General features: G+C 32.6%; 26 protein-coding genes and 2 tRNA genes. 18 read left to right on the top strand and 10 right to left on the bottom strand.

The annotated features are described in order from the left end of the window. Window positions 1-45: 45 nt before the first annotated feature. Together ppc and TX50_RS08430 are read left to right on the top strand one after the other, a co-directional pair. Window positions 46-3,015, top strand: coding sequence for a phosphoenolpyruvate carboxylase (ppc, locus tag TX50_RS08435; protein WP_011133203.1), 2,970 nt, complete (start codon window positions 46-48; stop codon window positions 3,013-3,015). 3 nt (window positions 3,016-3,018) lie between these two features. Continuing rightward, window positions 3,019-3,465: a hypothetical protein gene (locus TX50_RS08430; RefSeq protein ID WP_011133202.1), complete on the top strand. Its 447-nt coding sequence runs from the start codon at window positions 3,019-3,021 to the stop codon at window positions 3,463-3,465. Between the two features lie 11 nt (window positions 3,466-3,476). Here the strand turns inward: TX50_RS08430 and TX50_RS08425 are convergent. After that, window positions 3,477-3,550, bottom strand: a tRNA-Arg gene (locus TX50_RS08425). Between the two features lie 25 nt (window positions 3,551-3,575). Here TX50_RS08425 and recF point away from each other — a divergent pair. Continuing rightward, window positions 3,576-4,715 (top strand): DNA replication/repair protein RecF, encoded by a 1,140-nt coding sequence (recF, locus tag TX50_RS08420; RefSeq protein ID WP_327077678.1) that lies wholly within the window; start codon window positions 3,576-3,578, stop codon window positions 4,713-4,715. Window positions 4,716-4,767: 52 nt separating this feature from the next. Next, window positions 4,768-5,196, top strand: coding sequence for an adenosylmethionine decarboxylase (gene speD / locus TX50_RS08415; protein WP_011133200.1), 429 nt, complete (start codon window positions 4,768-4,770; stop codon window positions 5,194-5,196). A 15-nt stretch (window positions 5,197-5,211) separates the two neighbouring features. Here the strand turns inward: speD and larE are convergent, their stop codons facing one another. Continuing rightward, complete coding sequence (larE, locus tag TX50_RS08410; RefSeq protein ID WP_011133199.1) at window positions 5,212-6,036, bottom strand: ATP-dependent sacrificial sulfur transferase LarE; 825 nt, start codon at window positions 6,034-6,036, stop codon at window positions 5,212-5,214. Window positions 6,037-6,146: 110 nt separating this feature from the next. Between larE and TX50_RS08405 the strand changes: the two genes are divergently transcribed. Continuing rightward, entirely contained in the window at window positions 6,147-7,307 is a 1,161-nt protein-coding gene (locus TX50_RS08405) for a cob(I)yrinic acid a,c-diamide adenosyltransferase (protein WP_011133198.1), read from the top strand. Window positions 7,308-7,321: 14 nt separating this feature from the next. On the opposite strand, the gene TX50_RS08400 is transcribed toward TX50_RS08405, so the two are convergent. After that, complete coding sequence (locus TX50_RS08400; RefSeq protein ID WP_011133197.1) at window positions 7,322-8,470, bottom strand: ThiF family adenylyltransferase; 1,149 nt, start codon at window positions 8,468-8,470, stop codon at window positions 7,322-7,324. Window positions 8,471-8,757: 287 nt separating this feature from the next. Here TX50_RS08400 and TX50_RS08395 point away from each other — a divergent pair, with 287 nt between their 5' ends. Then, window positions 8,758-9,123: a CAAD domain-containing protein gene (locus TX50_RS08395; protein WP_011133196.1), complete on the top strand. Its 366-nt coding sequence runs from the start codon at window positions 8,758-8,760 to the stop codon at window positions 9,121-9,123. A 7-nt stretch (window positions 9,124-9,130) separates the two neighbouring features. Here TX50_RS08395 and TX50_RS08390 read toward each other — a convergent pair whose 3' ends face one another. After that, complete coding sequence (locus tag TX50_RS08390) at window positions 9,131-10,009, bottom strand: fructosamine kinase family protein (RefSeq protein WP_011133195.1); 879 nt, start codon at window positions 10,007-10,009, stop codon at window positions 9,131-9,133. 4 nt (window positions 10,010-10,013) lie between these two features. On the opposite strand from TX50_RS08390, the gene crtD reads away from it, so the two are divergent. Beyond that, on the top strand, window positions 10,014-11,519 hold the full coding sequence (gene crtD, locus TX50_RS08385; RefSeq protein WP_011133194.1) for a C-3',4' desaturase CrtD: 1,506 nt from the start codon (window positions 10,014-10,016) through the stop codon (window positions 11,517-11,519). Window positions 11,520-11,525: 6 nt separating this feature from the next. On the opposite strand, the gene TX50_RS08380 is transcribed toward crtD, so the two are convergent. Then, a complete protein-coding gene (locus tag TX50_RS08380; RefSeq protein WP_011133193.1) occupies window positions 11,526-12,365 on the bottom strand; it encodes a prephenate/arogenate dehydrogenase in 840 nt (279 codons plus the stop codon). Between the two features lie 93 nt (window positions 12,366-12,458). Between TX50_RS08380 and TX50_RS08375 the strand changes: the two genes are divergently transcribed. Continuing rightward, complete coding sequence (locus TX50_RS08375; protein ID WP_011133192.1) at window positions 12,459-13,907, top strand: DNA helicase; 1,449 nt, start codon at window positions 12,459-12,461, stop codon at window positions 13,905-13,907. Between the two features lie 27 nt (window positions 13,908-13,934). Continuing rightward, a complete protein-coding gene (locus TX50_RS08370; RefSeq protein WP_011133191.1) occupies window positions 13,935-14,180 on the top strand; it encodes a DUF2839 domain-containing protein in 246 nt (81 codons plus the stop codon). Window positions 14,181-14,182: 2 nt separating this feature from the next. Here TX50_RS08370 and recA read toward each other — a convergent pair whose 3' ends face one another. From recA to ndhN, 5 genes are all read right to left on the bottom strand, one after another. Next, entirely contained in the window at window positions 14,183-15,295 is a 1,113-nt protein-coding gene (recA, locus tag TX50_RS08365; RefSeq protein WP_011133190.1) for a recombinase RecA, read from the bottom strand. Between the two features lie 109 nt (window positions 15,296-15,404). Next, window positions 15,405-16,181 carry an HAD family hydrolase gene (locus TX50_RS08360; protein ID WP_011133189.1) on the bottom strand — a complete coding sequence of 259 codons (777 nt, stop codon included), beginning with the start codon at window positions 16,179-16,181 and terminating at the stop codon, window positions 15,405-15,407. 17 nt (window positions 16,182-16,198) lie between these two features. Further along, window positions 16,199-16,270: transfer RNA gene (locus tag TX50_RS08355), tRNA-Gln, on the bottom strand. Window positions 16,271-16,374: 104 nt separating this feature from the next. Further along, window positions 16,375-17,385, bottom strand: coding sequence for an LdpA C-terminal domain-containing domain (locus TX50_RS08350; protein WP_011133188.1), 1,011 nt, complete (start codon window positions 17,383-17,385; stop codon window positions 16,375-16,377). Further along, window positions 17,375-17,845, bottom strand: coding sequence for an NAD(P)H-quinone oxidoreductase subunit N (gene ndhN, locus TX50_RS08345; RefSeq protein WP_011133187.1), 471 nt, complete (start codon window positions 17,843-17,845; stop codon window positions 17,375-17,377). Before ndhN ends, TX50_RS08350 begins: the two co-directional genes overlap by 11 nt. Window positions 17,846-18,137: 292 nt before the next feature. Here ndhN and rplC point away from each other — a divergent pair, with 292 nt between their 5' ends. Genes rplC through rpmC form a run of 9 tightly spaced genes read left to right on the top strand, consistent with a single transcriptional unit; the run spans window position 18,138 to window position 22,742 of the window. Then, entirely contained in the window at window positions 18,138-18,791 is a 654-nt protein-coding gene (gene rplC, locus TX50_RS08340) for a 50S ribosomal protein L3 (protein WP_011133186.1), read from the top strand. After that, window positions 18,788-19,420: a 50S ribosomal protein L4 gene (gene rplD, locus TX50_RS08335; protein ID WP_011133185.1), complete on the top strand. Its 633-nt coding sequence runs from the start codon at window positions 18,788-18,790 to the stop codon at window positions 19,418-19,420. The genes rplC and rplD overlap by 4 nt, the downstream gene beginning before the upstream one ends. After that, window positions 19,417-19,719 carry a 50S ribosomal protein L23 gene (locus tag TX50_RS08330; RefSeq protein ID WP_011133184.1) on the top strand — a complete coding sequence of 101 codons (303 nt, stop codon included), beginning with the start codon at window positions 19,417-19,419 and terminating at the stop codon, window positions 19,717-19,719. Before rplD ends, TX50_RS08330 begins: the two co-directional genes overlap by 4 nt. Window positions 19,720-19,731: 12 nt before the next feature. Continuing rightward, the gene (rplB, locus tag TX50_RS08325; protein WP_011133183.1) at window positions 19,732-20,595 is read left to right on the top strand and encodes a 50S ribosomal protein L2; all 864 of its coding nucleotides are present in this window, start codon (window positions 19,732-19,734) and stop codon (window positions 20,593-20,595) included. 44 nt (window positions 20,596-20,639) lie between these two features. Continuing rightward, window positions 20,640-20,915 (top strand): 30S ribosomal protein S19, encoded by a 276-nt coding sequence (rpsS, locus tag TX50_RS08320; RefSeq protein ID WP_011133182.1) that lies wholly within the window; start codon window positions 20,640-20,642, stop codon window positions 20,913-20,915. Then, window positions 20,916-21,302 (top strand): 50S ribosomal protein L22, encoded by a 387-nt coding sequence (gene rplV, locus TX50_RS08315; protein ID WP_011133181.1) that lies wholly within the window; start codon window positions 20,916-20,918, stop codon window positions 21,300-21,302. Further along, entirely contained in the window at window positions 21,302-22,033 is a 732-nt protein-coding gene (gene rpsC, locus TX50_RS08310; RefSeq protein ID WP_011133180.1) for a 30S ribosomal protein S3, read from the top strand. Before rplV ends, rpsC begins: the two co-directional genes overlap by 1 nt. Window positions 22,034-22,044: 11 nt before the next feature. Further along, window positions 22,045-22,527, top strand: a complete 483-nt coding sequence (gene rplP, locus TX50_RS08305; protein WP_011133179.1) for a 50S ribosomal protein L16 — start codon at window positions 22,045-22,047, stop codon at window positions 22,525-22,527. After that, window positions 22,524-22,742, top strand: coding sequence for a 50S ribosomal protein L29 (gene rpmC / locus TX50_RS08300; protein ID WP_011133178.1), 219 nt, complete (start codon window positions 22,524-22,526; stop codon window positions 22,740-22,742). The genes rplP and rpmC overlap by 4 nt, the downstream gene beginning before the upstream one ends. The last annotated feature ends 8 nt before the right edge of the window (window positions 22,743-22,750 follow it).

The raw sequence follows: 22,750 nt of genomic DNA, 5'->3' as shown, positions 1-22,750 counted from the left end.
ACAAATATTTGATCCCAATATATTTACTTATGACATAATAATTGTATGGAATCTATGAAACAGTTTAAAAATAATAATGTGGATCTTATAAGCAACAATGATCCGTTGGATAAAAATCGTGCATTGATAGAAGATTTGTGGGAATCTGTATTGAGGGAAGAATGTCCAGATGATCAAGCAAATCGTTTAATACAGCTGAAGGAATTAAGTTATTCAAATAAAGTTGAAGAATATAGTCCCAAAAATTTTAAAACTGAAATAGTTGATATTGTTAATTCTATGGATTTAGCTGAATCAATTTCTGCAGCCAGAGCTTTTTCATTATATTTCCAGCTAGTTAATATTTTAGAACAAAGAGTGGAGGAAGATAGATATATACAGAGCTTTACTAATCAGAATGTTAAAAAATCACATGATAATCTAGACCCATTTGCTCCTGCTTTAGCAAGGCAAAATGCTCCCGTAACATTTAAAGAATTATTCTTTAGGCTTAGAAGATTAAATGTCCCCCCAGGAAAACTAGAGGAATTATTACAAGAAATGGATATCCGCTTAGTTTTTACCGCACATCCTACAGAGATAGTTAGACATACAATTAGGCATAAGCAAACAAGAGTAGCTAATCTGCTGCAAAAAATACAAGTTGAAAAATTTTTAACAATTGAAGATATTAAATCTCTCAAAATACAACTAAAAGAAGAGATAAGACTTTGGTGGAGAACAGATGAGTTACATCAATTCAAACCATCAGTAATAGATGAAGTTGATTATGCACTACATTATTTTCAACAAGTACTCTTTGATGCGATGCCCCAGTTAAGAGGGAGAATTTCTTCAGCCCTTACTGAAAATTATCCAGACGTTCAGATGCCAACTGAATCTTTTTGTACATTTGGATCTTGGGTAGGCTCTGATAGGGATGGGAATCCATCAGTTACTCCTGAAATTACTTGGAGGACTGCCTGTTACCAAAGACAATTAATGTTAGAGAGGTATATCAAAGCGACCTCTAATCTTAGAGATCAACTAAGCGTCTCAATGCAATGGAGTCAAGTAAGCTCATCTCTTTTGGAATCATTAGAAACCGATAGGGTTAAGTTTCCTGAAATTTATGAAGCAAGGGCAACAAGATATAGATCAGAGCCTTATAGATTGAAATTGAGTTATATTTTAGAAAAATTAAGATTGACCCATGAAAGAAATAATTTACTATCTGAAGGTGGATGGAAGTTATCTTTAGAAAGGGAATCTGATAACAAAAATTTAGAGCTAGTTGAAAAATTACATTACAAGTCTGTTGATGAATTTACTTATGATCTAGAATTAATAAAAAATAGTCTTAATAGTACAGATTTAACTTGTGAGGCCGTAAATAAATTATTAACTCAGGTACATATTTTTGGCTTTTCTTTAGCAAGTTTGGATATACGTCAGGAGAGTACTAGACATAGTGACGCAATACAAGAATTAACTAATTATCTTGAGTTGCCAAAACAATATGATCAAATGTCTGAAAAAGATAGAATACAATGGCTTAATGAGGAATTAAATACAAAAAGGCCCTTGATTCCCTCTGAAGTTAACTGGAATAAAAGTACTGAAGAAACTTTCTCAGTGTTTAAAATGGTCAAAAGATTGCAAGAAGAATTTGGAAGTCGTATTTGTCATTCATATGTTATTTCAATGAGTCACAGTGCATCTGATTTGCTTGAAGTCCTTCTTTTAGCAAAAGAGATGGGACTAATTGATCAAGGTTCTCAAAAATCGACATTGTTGGTCGTCCCTCTTTTTGAAACTGTTGAAGATCTGCAAAGAGCCCCTGATGTAATGGAGCAATTATTTCAATTAGATTTTTATAAGTCATTATTACCAAAAGTTGGAGAAAGTTTTAAACCTCTTCAAGAGTTAATGTTAGGTTATTCAGATAGCAATAAAGATTCAGGATTCCTATCTAGTAACTGGGAAATTCATAGAGCTCAAATTGCTCTTCAAAATCTTTCAAGCAGAAATAATATACTTTTAAGACTTTTTCACGGTAGAGGAGGTTCCGTAGGAAGAGGAGGAGGTCCTGCTTATCAAGCAATATTGGCTCAACCAAGTGGGACGCTCAAAGGAAGAATAAAAATTACAGAACAAGGAGAGGTTTTAGCTTCAAAATATAGTCTTCCTGAATTGGCATTATATAATTTGGAGACTGTTACAACAGCGGTTATTCAGAATAGTTTGGTTAACAACAGACTTGATGCTACACCAGAATGGAATGACTTAATGACTAGGTTGGCAGAAACATCTAGAATCCAATATAGAAAATTAGTACATGAGAATCCAAATTTGCTAACTTTTTTTCAAGAGGTTACTCCAATCGAGGAAATTAGTAAATTACAAATATCAAGTAGACCTGCAAGAAGGAAAAAAGGCGCAAAGGATTTATCAAGTTTAAGGGCAATCCCTTGGGTATTTGGCTGGACACAGAGTAGATTTCTTTTGCCAAGCTGGTTTGGAGTGGGTACGGCTTTATCTGTAGAATTAAAATCAGATCCTGAGCAAATTGAATTACTTAGAGTACTTCATCAAAGATGGCCCTTTTTTAGAATGCTCATATCTAAGGTAGAAATGACATTATCTAAAGTTGATTTAGAAGTAGCGAAATATTACGTTGACACACTTGGGAGTAAAGAAAATTCAAAGTCGTTTGAGGAGATTTTTGATGTTATCTCTAAAGAATATAATCTTACTAAATCCTTAGTGCTTGAAATAACTGGTAAAAATAAGCTTCTAGAATCTGATAGAGATTTAAGATCATCCGTTAACTTAAGGAATAAAACTATAATTCCTTTGGGATTTTTACAAGTCTCACTTTTAAGAAGACTTCGAGATCAAACAAGACAACCTCCAATTAGTGAGTTTATTGAGGATAGGATTGAGTCTAAAAGAGCTTATAGTCGTAGTGAATTATTAAGAGGAGCACTTTTAACAATTAATGGAATTGCGGCAGGGATGAGAAATACAGGATAATCATTGCAATATTTTTCCCAAAAAAAACTTATTCTTCCAGAGGGTTATTTTATCAATTCTTCACAAGTTCCAACTGCTAAGGATTTAAATAGACTTTTGGTAAATAGTGGTTGTGAGTCATTCCCAACACAAAAGATATCTCTTGCTATTAAAAATAGTAATTTTTTCTTCACGATTCAAAACGAATCTAAAAATAAGCTTTATGGTTTTGTAAGGGTCACATCAGATAGAGGACTCAACGCTAACTTATGGAATTTATGCGCTGAAAAAGGCAATAATCAAAATCTTTTTTACTCAATATTACTTCAAGTGACCCTTGAAAAAATAAATAGGGAAATGCCAGGATGTAGTATTTCTGTTCAAGCGCCAGTAACTTCATTTAAAAGTTTAGAAGAAAGTGGATTTATACTAGATCCGAATGGTATTAGAGTAATGAGCTTTAAACTTTAAATCTTTTATTACGAGCATGGAGGGAGTCGAACCCCCGACTCTCAGAACCGGAATCTGATGCTCTATCCAACTGAGCTACATGCTCTAAATTTTTCAATTTCTTTAAAGAAATTCTAAATAATTTAAATTTAGCTAATTTAACTAAGGAATGCATTAAAAAAATTTTTTTAAATAACTTAAAAATTTATAATTTTCGAAATCATAAAAGTTTTGAGATCGACCTTAATGAGCAAAGAGCTATCGTTCTTGGTTGTAATGGTGTTGGTAAGTCAAATTTACTGGAATCTGTCGAAGTTCTTAGTCAATTAAAATCGAATAGAGCATTAAGTGATAAAGATTTAATAGAAAACGATAGTGACATGGCCGCTATTTTTGGTCAAATTGATTTCACTGATAATTTGAAAGTGAATTTATTTAGGAAAGGAGCTAAAAAGATTTATGTAAATGATTCTTTATTGAAAAAACAGACTGAAATACAAAATTATATTAGGAGTGTATGTTTCTGTTCTAATGATATTTATATTGTCAAAAGTGAACCTGGTTTCAGAAGATCTTGGATTGATAAAGTTGTATCTCAGCTTGAACCAGTATACGTAGAGCTGATTCATAGATTTAATAGACTTTTAAAGCAACGAACTCATTTTTGGCGTTCAGAAAGCTTTCAAAAAGATATATATTCAGAAGTTATAGAAAGTTTTGATATTCAAATGTCATTAATTAGTACAAGAATTTTTAGACGTAGAAGGAGAGCTCTATCAAAAATTAAACCATATGTTGAATATTGGCATAATCATTTAAGTAAATCCAAAGAGCAAATTGGTATAAATTATCTTTCTGGTTTAGAAAATATCAATCAAGAAGAAGAAGAAGAAGTTATAAGTAAGAAAATATTGGAACAACTACAAAAGCAGAGGCCGTTAGAGGCGGTGACTGGTAAATGTAATTTTGGTCCTCATCGTGATGATATAGAGTTTCTGATTAATAATATCTCTATAAGAAAGTATGGCTCATCTGGTCAACAAAGGACTTTTATTTTGGCTTTAAAAATGGCTGAGCTGGATTTATTACGTAATATGATTGATTTACCTCCTATTCTTATATTAGATGATGTTTTGGCTGAGCTTGATATCACTAGACAAAATTTATTACTGAATTCGGTAGGAAAAGATAGTCAATGTTTGATAAGTGCAACGCATTTGGATAAATTCAATAAATCCTTTTTAAGCTCTTCGCAAATGATATACTTATAGTTAAAAATTTTTTAAGTTTTAGTTAATCTACAAACTCCAATACAATTAATTAATGGAAGTTCCCAAAAAAAATCAAACTTTCAAAGCATTAAATGATGAGAAGAAATTAGCTAATAATAGTAAGCATTTTTTGTTAGAGCTTTATAGATGTGATTACGAAAAATTAAATGACGAATCTTTTTTGCGTTGTACGTTAAATAATGCTGCCAAATTAGCTAATGCAACAGTTTTGAATCTAATAAGTAATAAATTTGAACCTCAAGGTGTTACAGCAATTGCTTTACTAGCTGAATCTCATATGTCAATACATACATGGCCTGAAGCCCATTATTCTGCAGTTGATATTTTTACATGTGGTCAAAATATGAAACCAGAAATATCGTCTAAATACTTAATTCAAGCTTTAATGGCTAAAGAACATCTCTTGCGTATAGTTGATAGACATCTACCTTCAGAAGTATATAGTCAAATAAAAAAATAAATTAAATTTTGAAACTTATCTATTTAGCTTGCCGCTTATTAAACCCTCAAGATCCAAGCTTGTGCAATTAAATCCTAGATTAGAGAAATAGTTAACTAATTCATTAAAATCATATTCTTTACAAAATATTTGTAATTCATTTTTAGGAATCTCAATTCTTGCTGTTGAACCATGACATCTAACTCTGACTTCTGATATGCTCCCTTTCTTAATATATTCTTCAGCTTTTTCTACCATGTTTAGTCTTTCATTTGTAATTTGATTTCCATAAGGAAATCTTGATGATAAACAAGGTTGAGCAGGTTTATCCCACCAAGGGAAACCCAATGCTCTTGATATATCCCTTATATCTTTTTTTGTAAACTTAAATAATGCTAAGGGAGATAAAACTCCTGCTTCTTTAGCTGCTTTAATCCCAGGCCTGTAATCGTCAAGATCGTCAAGATTAACTCCGTCACAGACAATCTTGTAATTAAGTTTTTTAGATAAAAATGTAGTGTGTTTGTGAAGCTCTTTTTTGCAAGCAAAACATCTATTTTTAGGATTTTTACTATAACTAGATTGATCTAATTCTGAAGTCTCAATTTCTAAATGTTGTATTCCAATCCATCTTGCTTGAGTTTTTGCCTCTTCAAGTAATGTTTTAGCTAATGCGGGGGAAACTCCAGTAATTGCAATCGCTTTGCTTCCTAATTGCTCAAATGCCAAAGAGGCTACCAATGTACTATCAACTCCTCCTGAATAGGCAACACAAACGCTATTGAGATTTTTGAAAAAGTTTCTAATTTCCTTGAGTTTTTCACTTTGTTCATGAGAGAGGATTTCAAGTTTATAGAACATATGACTGTTATTAAAATTTAAATTAAGATATACATAGGTTGAGTTAATTATTAAAGTTTTAATAATATTATTAACTATATCCTAGATTAAATTTACTAACTTTTTCTCAATTGACAAAAACTGGTAGAAATAGAGGTATTGGTATTGTTACTGCAAGTGACAGTCAAGAAAGATCCAAAGGTCAATTACATATTTACGATGGGGAAGGAAAGGGAAAAAGTCAGGCCGCCTTAGGAGTGGTACTTAGAACAATAGGTTTAGGGATATGCGAAAAGAAACAGTCAAGAGTGTTATTGCTCAGATTCTTAAAAGGCCCTGAGAGGTCATATGATGAAGACTCTGCAATAGAAGCATTACAAAGAGGGTTCCCTCATTTAATAGATCATGTGAGAACTGGGAGATCTGAATTTTTTAATGCTGATCAAGTTACAAAATCTGATATTACTGAGGCTGAGAGAGGTTGGAATATTGCTAAAGGAGCAATTTCTAGTTCCCTTTATTCTGTAGTGGTTCTTGATGAATTGAATCCTGTTTTAGATTTAGGGATGCTTAATATTGAGGAAGTGGTTAATTCGCTTCAAAATCGACCTGAAGATTTGGAAATAATTATCACAGGAAGAGCAGCACCCTCTTCACTGATATGCATATCTCAACTTCACTCAGAAATGAGATCACGCTTAAAAGGGGATTTAAATAAATCTCATAGAAAAATGAATAATTCCGCTGGTATTGAAGTTTATACCGGCGAAGGTAAAGGCAAATCTACGAGTGCATTGGGTAAAGCTCTGCAAGCCATTGGCAAAGGAATATCTCAAGATAAAAGTCATAGAGTTTTAATATTACAATGGCTAAAAGGTGGTAATGGTTATACCGAAGATGCTGCAATAGAAGCGTTGAGAGAGAGTTACCCACATTTAGTCGACCATCTACGTTCTGGGAGAGATGCCATAGTATGGAGGGGGCAACAACAGCCAATTGATTATGTTGAAGCTGAACGAGCCTGGGAAATTGCAAAAGCGGCTATTTTGAGTGGTCTATATAAGACTATTATTTTAGATGAATTAAATCCAACTGTTGATTTAGAACTTTTACCTGTTGAATCTATATATCAAACTCTCATAAAAAAACCTGCAGATACAGAAGTTGTTATTACTGGGAGATGTAAAAATGAACCATCATACTTTGAACTAGCAGATGTATATTCTGAAATGGTTTGTCACAAGCATTACGCAAATGTTGGAGTTGATTTAAAAAGAGGGGTGGATTATTAATTTTTTTTAAATAATTAACCTATTATGACTTGATTGATTTTTTTCAGTCCCCCTTCTATTGATGTTGAGGAAATTTTAAATTTCATCAAAATTTTTGATGCTTTTTCTGAACGTTTTCCAAATTGGCACAATGTGAAAATTTCTTTAACTAAACTTTCTTTTTTAATAAATTCTAGGTGAGACTTTTGTGTGAGCTTATTGATGGGTATAGATATAGAACCTTTTATAGAGCATTGATTAAACTCTTCTTTTTCTCTGACATCTAGTAGAAGTATTTTATTTAATTTTGCTTTGTATAGGGTATTAAATTCTTTAGCGTTAATTTTCTTGATTTTAATATTATCTTGGCATTCATTATCTTTGTAAAAATCTTCAAATTGAGAAAGGTTTTTAATATTTTTATTTAACTTGTCAGATTTTAAATTTAAAGTTTTTATATTCATATTTAGTAGGTCAAAAATCATAATCTTGCCGTCAAGAATCTCTCCTTTTTTTAGAATAATTTTTATTATCTCATTTACTTGTAAAATCCCTATAAGACCAGTTGAAACTCCCACAACCCCAAACTCTTCACAGCTTGGGATATTGTTTTTTACCGGGGATTCTGGTAGTAAGTCTCTTAAATTAGGACTCTTTTTATTGAGATTAAAGACACTTATTTGGCCCTCAAAACCCTGAACACTTCCAAAAACAAAAGCCTTATTAAGTATTAAACAGGCATCGTTTATTAAATACCGAGTACCAAAGTTATCTGAACAATCACAAATAATATCAAAGTCTTTAATGATTTCAATAACATTTTCAGAGTTTATTCTTTTATTAAATGTTGTTACTTCAATATTAGGATTAAATCTTTTAATTCTCTCATGGGCAGAATTAATTTTTAAATTTCCAACCGTATTTGTTTCATGAATAATTTGTCTTTGTAGATTCGACTTTTCAACTTGATCATTATCAACTATTCCAATTCTTCCTATTCCTAAAGCGGCAAGATAAAGTAAAACTGAAGAACCCAGTCCGCCTGCTCCAATACATATTACTGAACTATTTTTTAGTTTTAATTGCCCTTTCAATCCTATTTCTTTTAAAGTTAAATGCTTTTTGTATCTTTCCTTTTCATCTAAAGTTAAGAAATCAGAATTTAGATCAGTTGATATTGCCATTTTTATTATAAAAAATAATCTATGAAAATATAATAATTTAAATAATTATCATAGTCTTTTTATTTTTTTTATGTTGATGAAGTTTTAAAGTGTTTTTTGTTAGAACAAGATGATATTGTGAATTTTTTATAATTCAAATTTAGGGTTAAATATCTTAAAACTTTCCTAGTATCAATGTATATTTCAGAATACAAAATGTTTCGGTTCGGAATTATGCATAACAAAAAGGTAGTCAACTGACAATTTTTCCGATACTGTCTGGTTCATATATTAAGTTGACTGAATTCATGAGTGATAACACTCCTGAGTCAAATCAAGACTCCGGCTCCGAAACAAACTCAGAAAGTAAAAGCTTTTCAGAGAAGTATTCTGATGTAATGGGAAAAATCAATGAAACACTTGGAACTATTGATTGGACCCAAATGGGAAAGTATGGTAAAGCAGCAGGCATAATTGCCGTTGTTGTTATCGCTCAAATAATAATTAAAGTTATTATTGACACGATTAATTTTTTCCCGATTCTACCTGGCCTTCTAGAATTACTGGGAGTAGTTGTTGTAGGTCAATGGAGTTGGCAAAATCTCCGTACAAGTGAAAATCGTGAAGCAGTTCTAGAGAAGGTCCAAAATCTCAAAAAAACATATTTAGGATAAATTTAGTTTACATACTCAATATATTCCTGATGTAGCTTTGGACTTGATGACAATATGAACCACCAAACATATTGGCATGATTTAGTATGTGATAAAAATTATAAATAATAGTTCTTCTTTCAGATCCTTTTTTAATTGGAATAATTTTATGATAATTTTGGTAAAATTCATTTCGAAAATTACCAAATAATCTTGTCATAGCAATGTCTACTTCACAATCTGCCCACCAAGATGCAGGGTCAAATATTACACCTTTATTCATAAGAGTTACTCCTATATTTCCCGACCATAAATCACCATGAACAAGTGATTTCATAGGTTCATGGTCAAGTAGTACCGATTCAATTTTTGACTTTATTTTATTTTTAATATCAATTTCTAAAAAATCTTTTTCCAAGATTGCTAATTGAGGTTCAATTCTTAAATTAATAAAACATTTAATCCAATCCTTTTCCCATCCTTTTATTTGATTTGTGGTTCCTATAAAACCATGAATCGGATATCCAAAATTTGGTTGATTAAATTTATTTGATTCAATATGCATTTCTCCTAAACCCCTTCCTAATTTTTCCTGATCACTATTCTTCATATCTATCCATTCCAATAATAAAAGTTCTACATTATTAACTTCTAAGTAGGAAATGATTTTAGGAACGATTAAGTTTTCATAGTTAAGATATTTTTGTAGATTATTAAGGCAAGATTTTTCAAATTCGAGAAATCTTCCTTCTCTTGCATTTCTTTTAAGAAAGAATTTAGCGTTTTTAAATTCTATTTGCCACGACTCATGAATATCTCCCCCAAAAACTTGTTTTATACTTTTTGGTGATCCTTCACCTAATTGATAACAAATTTCGTTAAGTTCGATATGTGGTATTTTTTGCATTTTAATGTCAAAGACTGAAATTGTTGTTGTTGGTGCTGGTATAGCCGGGCTAACTTCTGCGGCAATTTTATCAAAACTAGGGCTTTCAGTGACTTTGATTGAGTCGCATACTCAATCGGGAGGTTGTGCAGGAACCTTTAAAAGAAAAAGATATATTTTTGATGTTGGAGCAACTCAAGTCGCCGGTCTGGAAGAAGGGGGAATACACTCTAAGATTTTTAAATTTTTAGACATTCCTCTTCCTGAAGCATCCATCTTAAACCCAGCTTGCATTGTTGACTTAAAAGATGGCAGCAAGCCAATTCCTATCTGGTATGACAAAGATGAATGGATTAAGGAGAGGGAGATGCAGTTCCCAGGTAGTCGTCAATTTTGGCAACTATGTAATTTAATTCATCAGAGTAATTGGACTTTTGCTAATAATAACCCAGTATTACCCGTCAAGAATTATTGGGATTTTTTGCAACTTCTTACAGCATTAGTTCCAACGAATTTAGTTACAGGAATATTGATTAGATCTACTATCTTTGATCTTTTACGTTTTTGTGGATTATCTAATAATGAAAGATTAATTAAGTTTCTTAATTTGCAATTAAAGCTTTATTCACAAGAAGATGTTTATAACACTGCAGCTCTATATGGTTCTACAGTGTTGCAAATGTGTCAAAAACCACATGGTTTATGGCATTTAAAAAAATCAATGCAAACTTTAAGTGATGCTTTAGAAGATTCATTAAAAAAAAGGGGAGTTAATATTGTTTTCGGGCAAAAAGTAAATTCCATTAATTTTGATTATGAAAAAAAGAGTTGGAAAGTTTGTGCATCATCTAAGCAAGAGAAGATGGTTTACTTCGCAGATGATGTAATTTATACACCTCCTCCACAATCTCTTTTGAAACATCTAGAAAATCCTCTAGATAATAATTATAATTATAAAAAAAGAATACAAAGTCTTCCTGATCCAAGCGGTGCGTTAGTCTTTTATTCAGCTTTAAAAAAAGAACATATTAAAGTAATCTCTTCCAATCATTATCAGTTTGTTTCAAATGAATTAGGGTCACTTTTTGTATCCATAAGTGAGGAGGGAGATGGAAGAGCTCCAAAAGGCGAGATTACATTGATAGCAAGTCTTTTTACAAAAACGAATGACTGGTTTAGTTTAGATAAACATGACTATATAAAGAAAAAAAAGGAGTATTTACAAAAAATATCAATGGCACTTGAAAACCAATTTGATATTGCTTCTGAAAATTGGCTTCATAAGGAATTGGCTACTCCATTAGGATTTGAAAGGTGGACTAACAGGCCAAATGGGATAGTAGGTGGTCTAGGTCAAAATCCTGATATTTTTGGATTATTTGGGTTATCAAGTAGAACTCCTTTTAAAGGTTTATGGTTATGTGGCGATTCTATTTATCCAGGAGAAGGGACAGCGGGTGTTAGTCAGTCAGCAGTAATGGTTGCAAGGCAAATTTTAGCTTCTAAAGGAATTAATGATTTTTATTTATAAGATTTTTTAATTTGTAAAATTTGATCTGATTTCTATCGCTTTTGTAAGTTTTTCAGATAATAATTCCCACTCATTGTTTTTAATTAGAGATTCGATTTCATTAATATTTTTTTTAAACTCTTTAATTGCTTTTAAGATATTTGTCTGATTATTTATAGCCAAATCCAAACCTAAATTCGGATTTCCACCTCCAACTCTTGTTGTATCTGCATATCCTGTAGCTGCAAGTCGTTGAGTCAGAGCCAATAGCGATTCATTCTTCTCTGCATTGGCAGTTTTTATTAATGAAGAAGCAACAAATATCGGTAAATGAGATATTAAAGAAACAGCTTCATCATGCTCTTTTGGTGATGCTTTATAAATCTCACATTGCATAGAAGTTATTAATTTACTCAGCGTTTTTAATGAATGTGAATTGGTTTTCGAAGTAGGAGTGATAATCCATTTTGCATTTTCTAATAAACTTTCGAAACCTGATTCAACTCCTTTTTCTTCTGTGCCTGCCATGGGATGTGAACCAATAAATAATGGATGTATTCCCCCCCATGTGTTAATTATTGGTTCTTTTATAGAGCCGACATCGGTCACTATTGCATCTTTTGGAATCGCATTTATTAGATCGTTAGAAGGATAGATTAGATCTTTAATCGGTAATGCCAATATAATTAGAGAACATTCTTTTAGGATTCCTAAATCGCAGCTAACAACGTTTGCAAGATTTCTCTCTATTGCCTTTTTTTTATTAAGGTTATTGTTTGTGACTCCGTAAATAGTGTGTTTTAATCTTTGGAGTTTTAATCCTATTGAACCACCAATAAGTCCTAGACCTACAATTCCAATATTCATTGATTTATTTATTTGAGGCTTTTTTATATTGATAACAATTTTTTGTATATTAAGATCATGTTTTTTTCAATTTGATATTACTAAAATTATATAATGCTTGAAATTTTAAGTCATCAGTACTTAAAAAGATTTATTAGATCCCATGATATAGATTGGGATCATATTTATTCTTTCGGGAGAATAATTTCAAAGTGTCTTCAAACAAATGAAACTTATCTGATTAACTCGGAAATTTTTTCTACTAATATTTGGCAACCCGCTCTGTTGATTTCTATATTTTTATTCGAAGAAAATTCGACTTTTGTTTTATCTCAAGACAAAATAAATTTTTTAAAAAATAATTACTTAGGAGAATTAAAAAGGCTTGGGTTAAATTTTATTTTAGAAAATGATCAAATAATTTTTTCAAATCACCGAGTTTCTTTTATCTCTCTGGAAAAACTGCTAGGTGATGTAAATATTTTTAATGCTAGAAATCATCGGATTATTTTTTCTGGGATTGAAAATATAAAAGAAGATTTAAAAAACTATTTTAGAATTTCATTTTTGAAAAAAAATTGGTTTCATAACTTTGAACAAGCATCATCTAAAAGTCAAAAGATAATTAGTACGTACAACCTACTTAAAAAGAAGTTTTTCTTGAGAAAAGTTTTAGATAGTAGGAGTATTTTTTTAGATAAAGAAGAAATAAATTTTCTTTCTAATTTCTTTTTTGAAAACTCTTCATATTCTGATCAATTTTTGAGGGTAAGTAATGCTCTTTCTGCAGGTTGGGCATGCTGGGTAACTTTAGATGATATAAATTTTGAGTGGAATTTTTATTTAGAACCTATGGATGAACTTTCTCAGATAAAACATTTACTAATTAATAATAAATTTGTTTTTTTGTCCGCATTAAGAGAAGATAATTTTTTTCAAAAGTATCTCAAGAAAGAAAGTTTAAACATTGATTTGGTAATGAACTTTAGGAGTAATTTTATTGAAAATAAAATCTTAATATACGTTCCGCCTAGACAAATGCTTCCAAATAATCCAATGTTTACAAAAAATATTTTAGATAAGTCTAAAAAATTAATAATTTTCTCAAAAGGTCTGACTTTATTTTTATCTGATGACGTTGATTTGAAGCTTAAATTTGCTACAGAATTAGCCTCTATCTATGGGAAGCGAGTTTTGCTAGAGAATATTCCATTGTTTAATAATGAAATTCTATGTGCTAGCTATACCTGGTGGATCAATAATTCTTATTGTATACAAAGTCCAGAACAAATAATTATTCCATTACTACCAATCCCAAGCATTAAAGAGCCTATCAATAAATTGACTATCTCACATAACAGAAATCTTTCTAAAGATTGGTTCCGAGAATTTTTACTTCCTGAGGCAATAAAAAAATTAGAAAGGTCTATTTCACCTTTAAGAAAAAACGCTGGTAAATTAATAATTCTTGATGGAAGAGCACATAAAAGAAAATGGGGTAGATTAATTTTAAAAAGTATTCAACCTTCAAAACAAATAAACTATATGCTTCCTTACGATTAGGTTATTATTTAGGAAATATCTTTAAATATGGGAGAAGCAAAAAGGAGAAAATCATTAGGTCTTCCTCCTAAACAAAAAAATACTAAATCTAAATCAGACGAATCACCTAGAATATTTGATTGGCTGCCTCTTACCATTAATCAGAGAGACAGTTTAATGAAAATGAGTATAAAAGCTAGTTGGTATGGAATTGGAGGTTTAGTTATCTTGTGGGTAATTGTTAGATTTATTGGACCAGCCGCAGGTTGGTGGACTCCAGCTGATTCATTATGAATCTAAGCTATTTTTTTGATGTTATTAGCAATCACATCATTTTCTGGATTATTATTTAATGCTTTCATCGAATTAGAACTTACTTCAGTACCTTCTGTTAGTTTCGTTTTGACAATAGATTCTACTTTATTCTTTATTTCTAAGTTCTGATCCAACCAAATAATTGTGTTATCTCTTCCTTGTCCAATGTTTTCTCCTTCGTAACTATACCAAGCACCTCTCCTAATTATTATATTAGTCTCTTCTGCTAAATCTAATAAACATCCTGTCGTACTTATTCCTTTGCCGAATAGAATATCAAACTCTGCAATTCTAAATGGAGGGGCTACTTTATTTTTTGCTACTTTAACTTTTGCTCTTATTCCATATTCTTCTGTACCTCTTTTAAGAGTCTGAATTCTCCTAATGTCAAGTCTTACTGAAGCATAAAACTTTAATGCATTACCTCCTGTAGTTGTCTCTGGATTTCCATATGTAACTCCGATTTTTAAGCGTAATTGATTGAGGAATATCACTGTACATCCTGATTTGCCAATATTACCAGTTATTTTTCTCATTGCTTGACTCATTAGTCTTGCTTGGCTTCCTATAACGTGATCTCCCATTTCACCTTCTATTTCTGCTCTAGGAGTTAATGCTGCTACTGAGTCAACAACAACAAGGTCTACGGCAGTTGACCTTATGAGTTGATCAACTATTTCTAAAGCCATTTCACCTGTATCTGGCTGCGAAACTAGTAAATTTTCGACATCCACTCCTAGAGAAGCCGCATAGACTGGATCTAAAGCATGTTCAGCATCAACAAATGCTGCTATTCCTCCATTTTTCTGTACTTCTGCTATTGCGTGAAGAGTTAGGGTTGTTTTCCCTGAACTTTCAGGTCCGTAAACTTCAACCACTCTTCCCTTTGGATATCCCCCTCCTAATGCTAAGTCTAATGTAAGAGCTCCTGTAGATATTGTTTCTACTTTCATTCTGGAGGCATCTCCAAGCCTCATTATTGATCCTCTGCCAAAGTTTCTTTCTATTTGTCCTAAGACTAGATTTAATGCTTTGTTTTTCTCTTCAGATGAGGATTCCTTTGAATCCTTTTTTCTTCTTTCTTCTAAACTCATTTTAATTTATTAATAAGTTCTCATAATTATTTTTAAATCTATAATTTTTAAATAAATCTAAAATTAATAATTACAATTCATAGTACATGTGTACTTTAGCCGAAGATAACTAAATTGCAAGTAAATCTTCTAAACTTTTCAACTTTAATAATTTAATTTCAAGTGGCAAATTAAGTCTATCTATATTTTTTAAATAGCCCCAATCAGCCAAGTAGCAGGGAATGTTACTTGTCACGGGGTTTTGCTTTATATCAAGAAGTGTATTTCTCCTATCTTCGATAAAGCCCATGATTTCATATTCTCTCCAGAGTTCTGAAATAATCTCAACTTTTGTTCCTGATTCATAGCCAAAAATCAACTCCGGGTAAATATTTAATTTTTCAAGAATTTTGCCTGCAAATATTTTTCCTTTCGTTGTTATGATTCCCGTCTTGATTTTTTCTTTCTTTAATTTTTCTATAAAAACTATAACTTCATAAAATGGGCGATGTAATCTTATCCAATTGTCAAAATCATTCTCTATTTGATATTTTCTTGCTTTATCAAGACATTTTTGTAAATCTTCAGCCACCCAAGAATTTTCTAATAAAACTTTCTGACAATTTTGATGATATTTATTTAGGAAATTGATTTTGTTTTGATTGTTTAGTGGATCTTCACTTTTGATAATTTGGTGGACAATGATTAACATCTCCCATCCATATTTAACCCAGGGTCTCATTTCTATGAAAGTATTTGAAACTTGCTTGTAAAGATTTTGATCGATTAAGATTTTTGGAGAATTTATAAATTTTTCAAAAGCTAATAATGAACTGTGCCAGTACTCATTCATTCCATCTACAATAACCCCATCAAAATCAAATAGAAATAATTTATGAGAGCTCACTCAACTAATTTTTAGAACTGGGCCGCTAGGATTCGAACCTAGGAATGTCGAGACCAAAACCCGATGCCTTACCACTTGGCGACGGCCCAATGAAATTTTATTTTAATACATTACTAGATTTTTTTCTATCAAAAATAGAAATTTTTATTCTAGATTTTATGAAATTGTTTTTTAATTGAATTAAATAAGGCGATTAGCTGATTTTCCATGGGTTAAGCAATTTTTGTGCTTTTTTTATTGCTAAATCCATTTTTTCTGGATATTCATATAATTTTTTATTATTTTTGTTTGCATCTTCAATAAGTGGTTGCATTATTTTTCTAGCAGAACTCCCAAAGGCAATTCCATCAGGAAAATTATTTATTTTCAAAAATTCATGAGTTTTTCCATTTGTTCCTCCTGCTAGTTGAATTAAACCTGGGGGAAGATGAGATCCTATATTATTCCATAATTTAACTGTATCCTTGCCTGTTGATGGAGCTAGATCACCAGACATAGGTCTTCCATCTAGTTGCCAAATAAGCGGCACATTATGTTCGACAAGAATTTCATATCTATCCCAGAGAGCTTTTAAAAGATCTTTTGGTCCTTTTTGGGATTGATTTAATCCACAACTTACAGATATTTTTTTTAATTCTATCCCTGAAGTTTTGAGAATATTTGCAACTTGTATAAAAGAATCTAGTCGATTGATTTCCGTATGAATTTCTACTGCATCAGGTTTTATTGTTTGTAGAGTTTTTGGTAAGTCATTATTTGACAATTTATATTCATATTCAGAAATTAAATTTAGGGGACAACTATTTATACATCTTCCACATCCATAGCATTTATTTTCTTTTACCCCAGAATAATCAATTGCAAAGGTAGGGCAAATCCTTTCGCATGGCCTAGGACAATTAGAGGGGCATTTCAATGGATCAAATTTAGCTTTGCGAAAATGTATATCCTTTCCATCACTAATGCTTATCATCAATCCAGGAGAGGCACCATAGAGTTTCTTGGCCCATTTGATACCATTTCTTGCTGCTTCAACGATAGATTCGTCAGCAGCAACATCAATATAGTCAACTCCAGCAGCGGAATAAATAGCACTTAAATCTTCTATGGCAACAATATCTTCATTGCTCGCCCCGCAAATTAATTTAACCCATTTATCTGATCCTTTTTTATTTTTTTTAAATAAATCAATTTCAGAATTCATTCAATATGTAATCATTTAAAGATTTCCATTCAAGTTTTCTAGAACCACCCATTTCAACAACAATTTTTAGTTTGTTATCTGAAGTGCAGATTTTAATTAAGCTTTCAAGCTCAGATTGAGATAAGACTTGACCTTCCAATAGCCATAATAATTTATCCTTATCATTCTCATTAAATAGTTCAGACGCTTGAGGAATTACTTGCTGAACTTCTCCAAGAGCACCATTTCTGCCAATACTTTGATGACCGAGATGAGGTGGCCTTATACCGTGTAATTTTAGTAAAAATACTTCAGGATCTCCTAATCCTCTAGCAGAGGTAATGTAAGTTTTAAAACCTTTAGCTCGCATTCTTCTTAAAAGACGAGTTTCATACCCTCCCTCTAAAGGTGCAAACATAGCTAAGCATTTATTTTTATTTAAATCATTATGAAACTTTTTTCCTGTCAGAAGTAATGGCATAAAGATTCTCTTTAACTATATATTATTTCATTTTATGGTACTTGATGATGTACAATTTATATTCGATGAATTTTTTTTAAGCTCGCAAGCTAGCCGAGCCTCTGGAACATTCACGTTTTTAGCGTTTCGTTAAAAAATTTGGGATGGGTTTAACCCGATGAGAAACTTTCTAATTTCAGAAAAGTCTCACTCCTACTATTAAATTAAATTTTTGATTGATAACGTTGTTGAAGCTTTTAAGAGACTCGACAATAAACCAAAAATTATTTACGAGCTAGCCTATTCAAGTCTTATGTCTATAGGAATTTTAGGAAAAAAATTGGGCATGTCTCAATTATTCGATAAGGATGGTAATGCAGTACCGGTTACTCTTATAGAGGCTGGACCTTGTCGAGTCACGCAATTAAAAACTCAACCTTTGGATGGTTATACTGCTATTCAAATAGGTTATGGAGTATCAAAGGATAAGCATTTGAGTAAGCCTGAGAAAGGACATCTACTAAAATCAGGTGAAATACTTTTAAAACACCTAAAAGAATACAGAGTCGAAGAGAATTCCTCTTATGAAATTGGAAAGGAAATAACTGTTACAAATTTTGAGGTTGGTCAGAAAGTTGATATTAGTGGGAAATCAATGGGTAGAGGTTTCTCTGGATATCAAAAAAGACATGGTTTTAGTAGAGGACCTATGAGTCATGGTTCCAAAAATCATAGAGCTCCAGGATCAACAGGTGCTGGAACAACTCCAGGTAGAATTTATCCTGGTAAAAGGATGGCAGGAAGATATGGAGGTAAAAAAATCACGACAAAAGGTTTACTAGTGGTCAAAATTGATGATCAGAAAAATTTACTTGTTGTAAAAGGTTCTGTACCAGGCAAACCTGGCTCGATAGTAAATATAAAGCCTAATAATGTTGTAGGTAACAAAGGAGGAGCAAAATCATGACAACCCTTGAAACTTTAAAATGGGATGGCAAAAAAGCTGGCAAAGTCTCAATTGATTTAAAAGTTGCCAAAGAGACTTCCTCTGCCGATTTAATCCATAGAGCTGTTCTTAGACAATTAGCTAACAAAAGACAGGGAACTGCATCTACTTTGACAAGGTCTGAAGTTCGTGGAGGAGGTAGGAAGCCATATAAGCAAAAGGGTACGGGTAGAGCTCGTCAAGGATCAATTAGAACCCCATTAAGACCAGGAGGAGGGGTAATTTTTGGCCCTAAACCACGTTCGTATAACTTAGATATGAACCGAAAAGAAAGAAGATTAGCACTTAGAACAGCCTTAATGTCTAGGATTTCTGATTTCAAAACTGTTGAAGACTTTGGTTCAACATTAGACCAACCAAAAACTAGTGAGATAATTAATGGTCTTTCTAGATTAGGAATAGAAAAGACAGAAAAGGTTTTAGTTATTCTTGATAATCCCTCGGATGTCATTAAAAAATCTATTAACAACCTTGAAAAGGTAAAATTAATTGCTGCCGATCAATTAAATGTTTTTGATATCCTCAATGCTAATAAGTTAGTTATTGGTCAATCAGCAATCAATAAAATTCAGGAGGTTTATGCATCATGAGTAGATTATTTGATTCTCGTCTAGCAGATATAATTCGTAAACCTGTAATTACAGAAAAAGCCACAAATGCTCTAGATCTTAACCAATATACTTTTGAGGTAGATCATAGGGCCGCAAAGCCTCAGATAAAGGCAGCAATTGAGGCCTTGTTTGATGTTAAAGTTATAGGAATAAACACTATGAATCCTCCAAGGAGAACAAGAAGAGTCGGTAAATTCTCCGGGAAGCGTTCTCAAATTAAAAAGGCAATTGTCCGTCTTGCTGAAGGAGACAAAATTCAACTATTCCCAGAATCTTAAGGAGTATTTATTATGGCTATTCGTAAATTCAAACCCTATACACCTGGAACTAGACAAAGAGTTGTTACTGACTTTAGTGAGATTACGGGTTCTAAACCAGAAAGATCATTAATAGTTTCTAAGCATAGAAATAAAGGTAGAAATAATAGAGGAGTTATCACCTGTCGTCACAGAGGGGGCGGACACAAAAGACAATACAGATTAGTAGATTTCAGAAGAGACAAAAAAAATATTAATGCAAAGGTTGCAGCTATTCATTATGATCCCCATAGAAATGCGAGACTCGCACTTTTATTCTATGAAGACGGAGAGAAAAGATATATAATCGCTCCTGCGGGAATAAAAGTAGGTCAAAATGTAATTTCTGGTGAAGGTGTTCCAATTGAAGAAGGGAATGCAATGCCCCTATCTTCCATGCCATTAGGATCAAATGTTCATTGTGTAGAACTATATGCTGGTAGAGGTGCTCAAATGGTCAGATCTGCAGGAGCTAGTGCACAACTAATGGCGAAAGAAGGAGAGTATGTCGCTTTAAAACTCCCATCTACTGAAGTTAGACTTGTACGCAAGGAATGTTATGCAACTTTAGGTGAAGTAGGTAATTCTGAAATACGTAATACTAGCTTAGGAAAAGCAGGCAGAAGAAGATGGTTAGGTAGAAGACCTCAAGTAAGAGGTAGTGTTATGAACCCATGTGATCATCCACATGGTGGAGGAGAGGGGAAAGCCCCGATTGGTAGGGCAGGCCCTGTAACTCCTTGGGGTAAGGCAGCACTTGGATTAAAGACACGTAAGAAAAACAAGCCAAGTAACAAATTAGTTGTTCGAAGACGTCGTCGTATTTCTAAGAGAAGTAGAGGAGGAAGAGATTCTTGATTACTACTATTTCTATTTCTATTTCTATTTCTATTTTATAAATTATGGGACGTTCATTAAAAAAAGGGCCTTTTATTGCAGATAGTTTGCTTAAAAAGGTAGAAAAACAAAATACTGATAATGATAAATCAGTCATCAAAACATGGTCTAGATCTTCGACTATACTCCCTGTTATGATTGGTCATACGATTGCTGTTCACAATGGTAAGGCCCATATACCAGTATTTATAACTGAACAAATGATTGGCCATAAATTAGGTGAATTTGCTCCTACAAGAACCTATCGTGGCCACTTAAGAGATAAGAAGGGGGCTAGATAAATGACAAAAACACCTGAAATGACAAAAACAGCTATTGCTCACGGTAAGTACATTCGTGGTTCTGCATCAAAAGTAAGAAGAGTTCTCGATCAAATTAGAGGTAAATCTTATAGAGATGCGCTTATTATGTTGGAATTTATGCCATATAGATCTACTGATCCTATTACTAAGGTTTTAAGATCTGCAGTAGCTAATGCAGAACATAACTTGGGTATGGATCCCTCATCCCTAGTAATATCTTCAGCTTCAGCTGATAACGGGCCGGTGATGAAAAGGTTCAGACCGAGAGCTCAAGGTAGAGCTTTCTCCATCAAAAAACAGACTTGCCATATAAGTATTTCTGTAGAATCTGCTCCTAATCAAACTAATACGGAGGCACAAAACTAATGGGTAATAAAATCAACCCAACAGGGTTTAGGTTAGGCATCACACAAGAACATCGTTCAAAATGGTTCGCAACTTCTAAAACTTATCCAACTCTTCTTCAAGAAGATGATAAAATTCGTACTTTTATCCAAAAGAAATATAGTTCAGCTGGAATCAGCGATGTACTAATTGCTAGAAAAGCTGACCAGTTAGAACTTGAATTGAAAACAGCTAGACCTGGAGTGATTGTAGGCAGGCAAGGAAGCGGTATCGAAGAATTGCGGTCAGGTATACAAAAAACTATAGGAGATAGAACAAGGCAAGTTCGAATTAATGTAGTTGAAGTGGAGAGAGTTGACGCGGATGCATATTTACTTGCTGAATACATAGCACAACAATTAGAAAAAAGAGTTGCCTTTAGAAGAACTATAAGGATGGCTTTGCAAAGAGCACAAAGAGCTGGTGTTCTAGGCTTAAAAGTACAAGTAGGAGGACGACTCAATGGTGCAGAAATAGCTAGAACAGAGTGGACTAGAGAAGGTAGGGTTCCTCTTCATACTTTGAGAGCTGAGGTTGATTATGCACTGCGCGAAGCAAATACAACTTATGGTGTACTAGGAATTAAAGTTTGGGTTTTCAAAGGGGAGGTTCTTCCCAAAGAAGAACAAACTATTCCTGTTGGTGCTATTCCAAGAAGGAAAGGAAGTCGAAAACCTCAGCAATTTGAGGACCGTTCAAATGAGAATTCATAGGAGGTATAACAATGCTTAGTCCAAAACGTACTAAATTCCGAAAACAGCATAGAGGCAGAATGAAAGGAATTGCCTCTAAGGGTAATACAATTGCATTTGGTCAGTTTGCACTCCAAGCTCAAGATTGTGGGTGGGTAACTGCTCGACAGATTGAAGCAAGTAGAAGAGCAATGACAAGATATGTTAAACGTGGTGGAAAAATATGGATTCGTATTTTCCCAGATAAACCAGTCACTATGAGACCAGCTGAAACTAGGATGGGATCAGGAAAAGGTAATCCAGAGTTTTGGGTAGCTGTTGTGAAACCTGGAAGAATATTATTTGAAATGGGTGGTGAAGAGATTACAGAAGAAATTGCAAAAGAAGCTATGCGTTTAGCCCAATATAAATTACCAGTAAAAACAAAATTTATTTCTAGTGATATAAATCTAAGTAGTGATTCATCAGGAGAAGGTAAGACAGGGAAAGATTCAAAAGAGGAGGTTAAAAAATGAAAAATTCAGAATCTATAAAAGAATTTAAAAAGTTAAATTCTTCTCAAATAACTGAAAAAATTGATCAACTACGAAAAGATCTCTTCGACTTGAGATTCAAACAGGCAACAAGACAGCTTAATGAAACTCATAAATTTAAAATCATCAAGAAACAAGTTGCACAATTACTTACTCTTAGTAAAAGTCAATCCACTTCTCAAAAACCCGCTGATTAATTATTGCT

It is taken from the genome of Prochlorococcus marinus subsp. pastoris str. CCMP1986 (genome assembly GCF_000011465.1).
In the GTDB taxonomy this organism is placed as follows: domain Bacteria; phylum Cyanobacteriota; class Cyanobacteriia; order PCC-6307; family Cyanobiaceae; genus Prochlorococcus_A; species Prochlorococcus_A pastoris.
The sequence above is the reverse complement of the archived record's forward strand: the minus strand, read 5'-3'. Positions and strand labels throughout refer to the sequence as shown.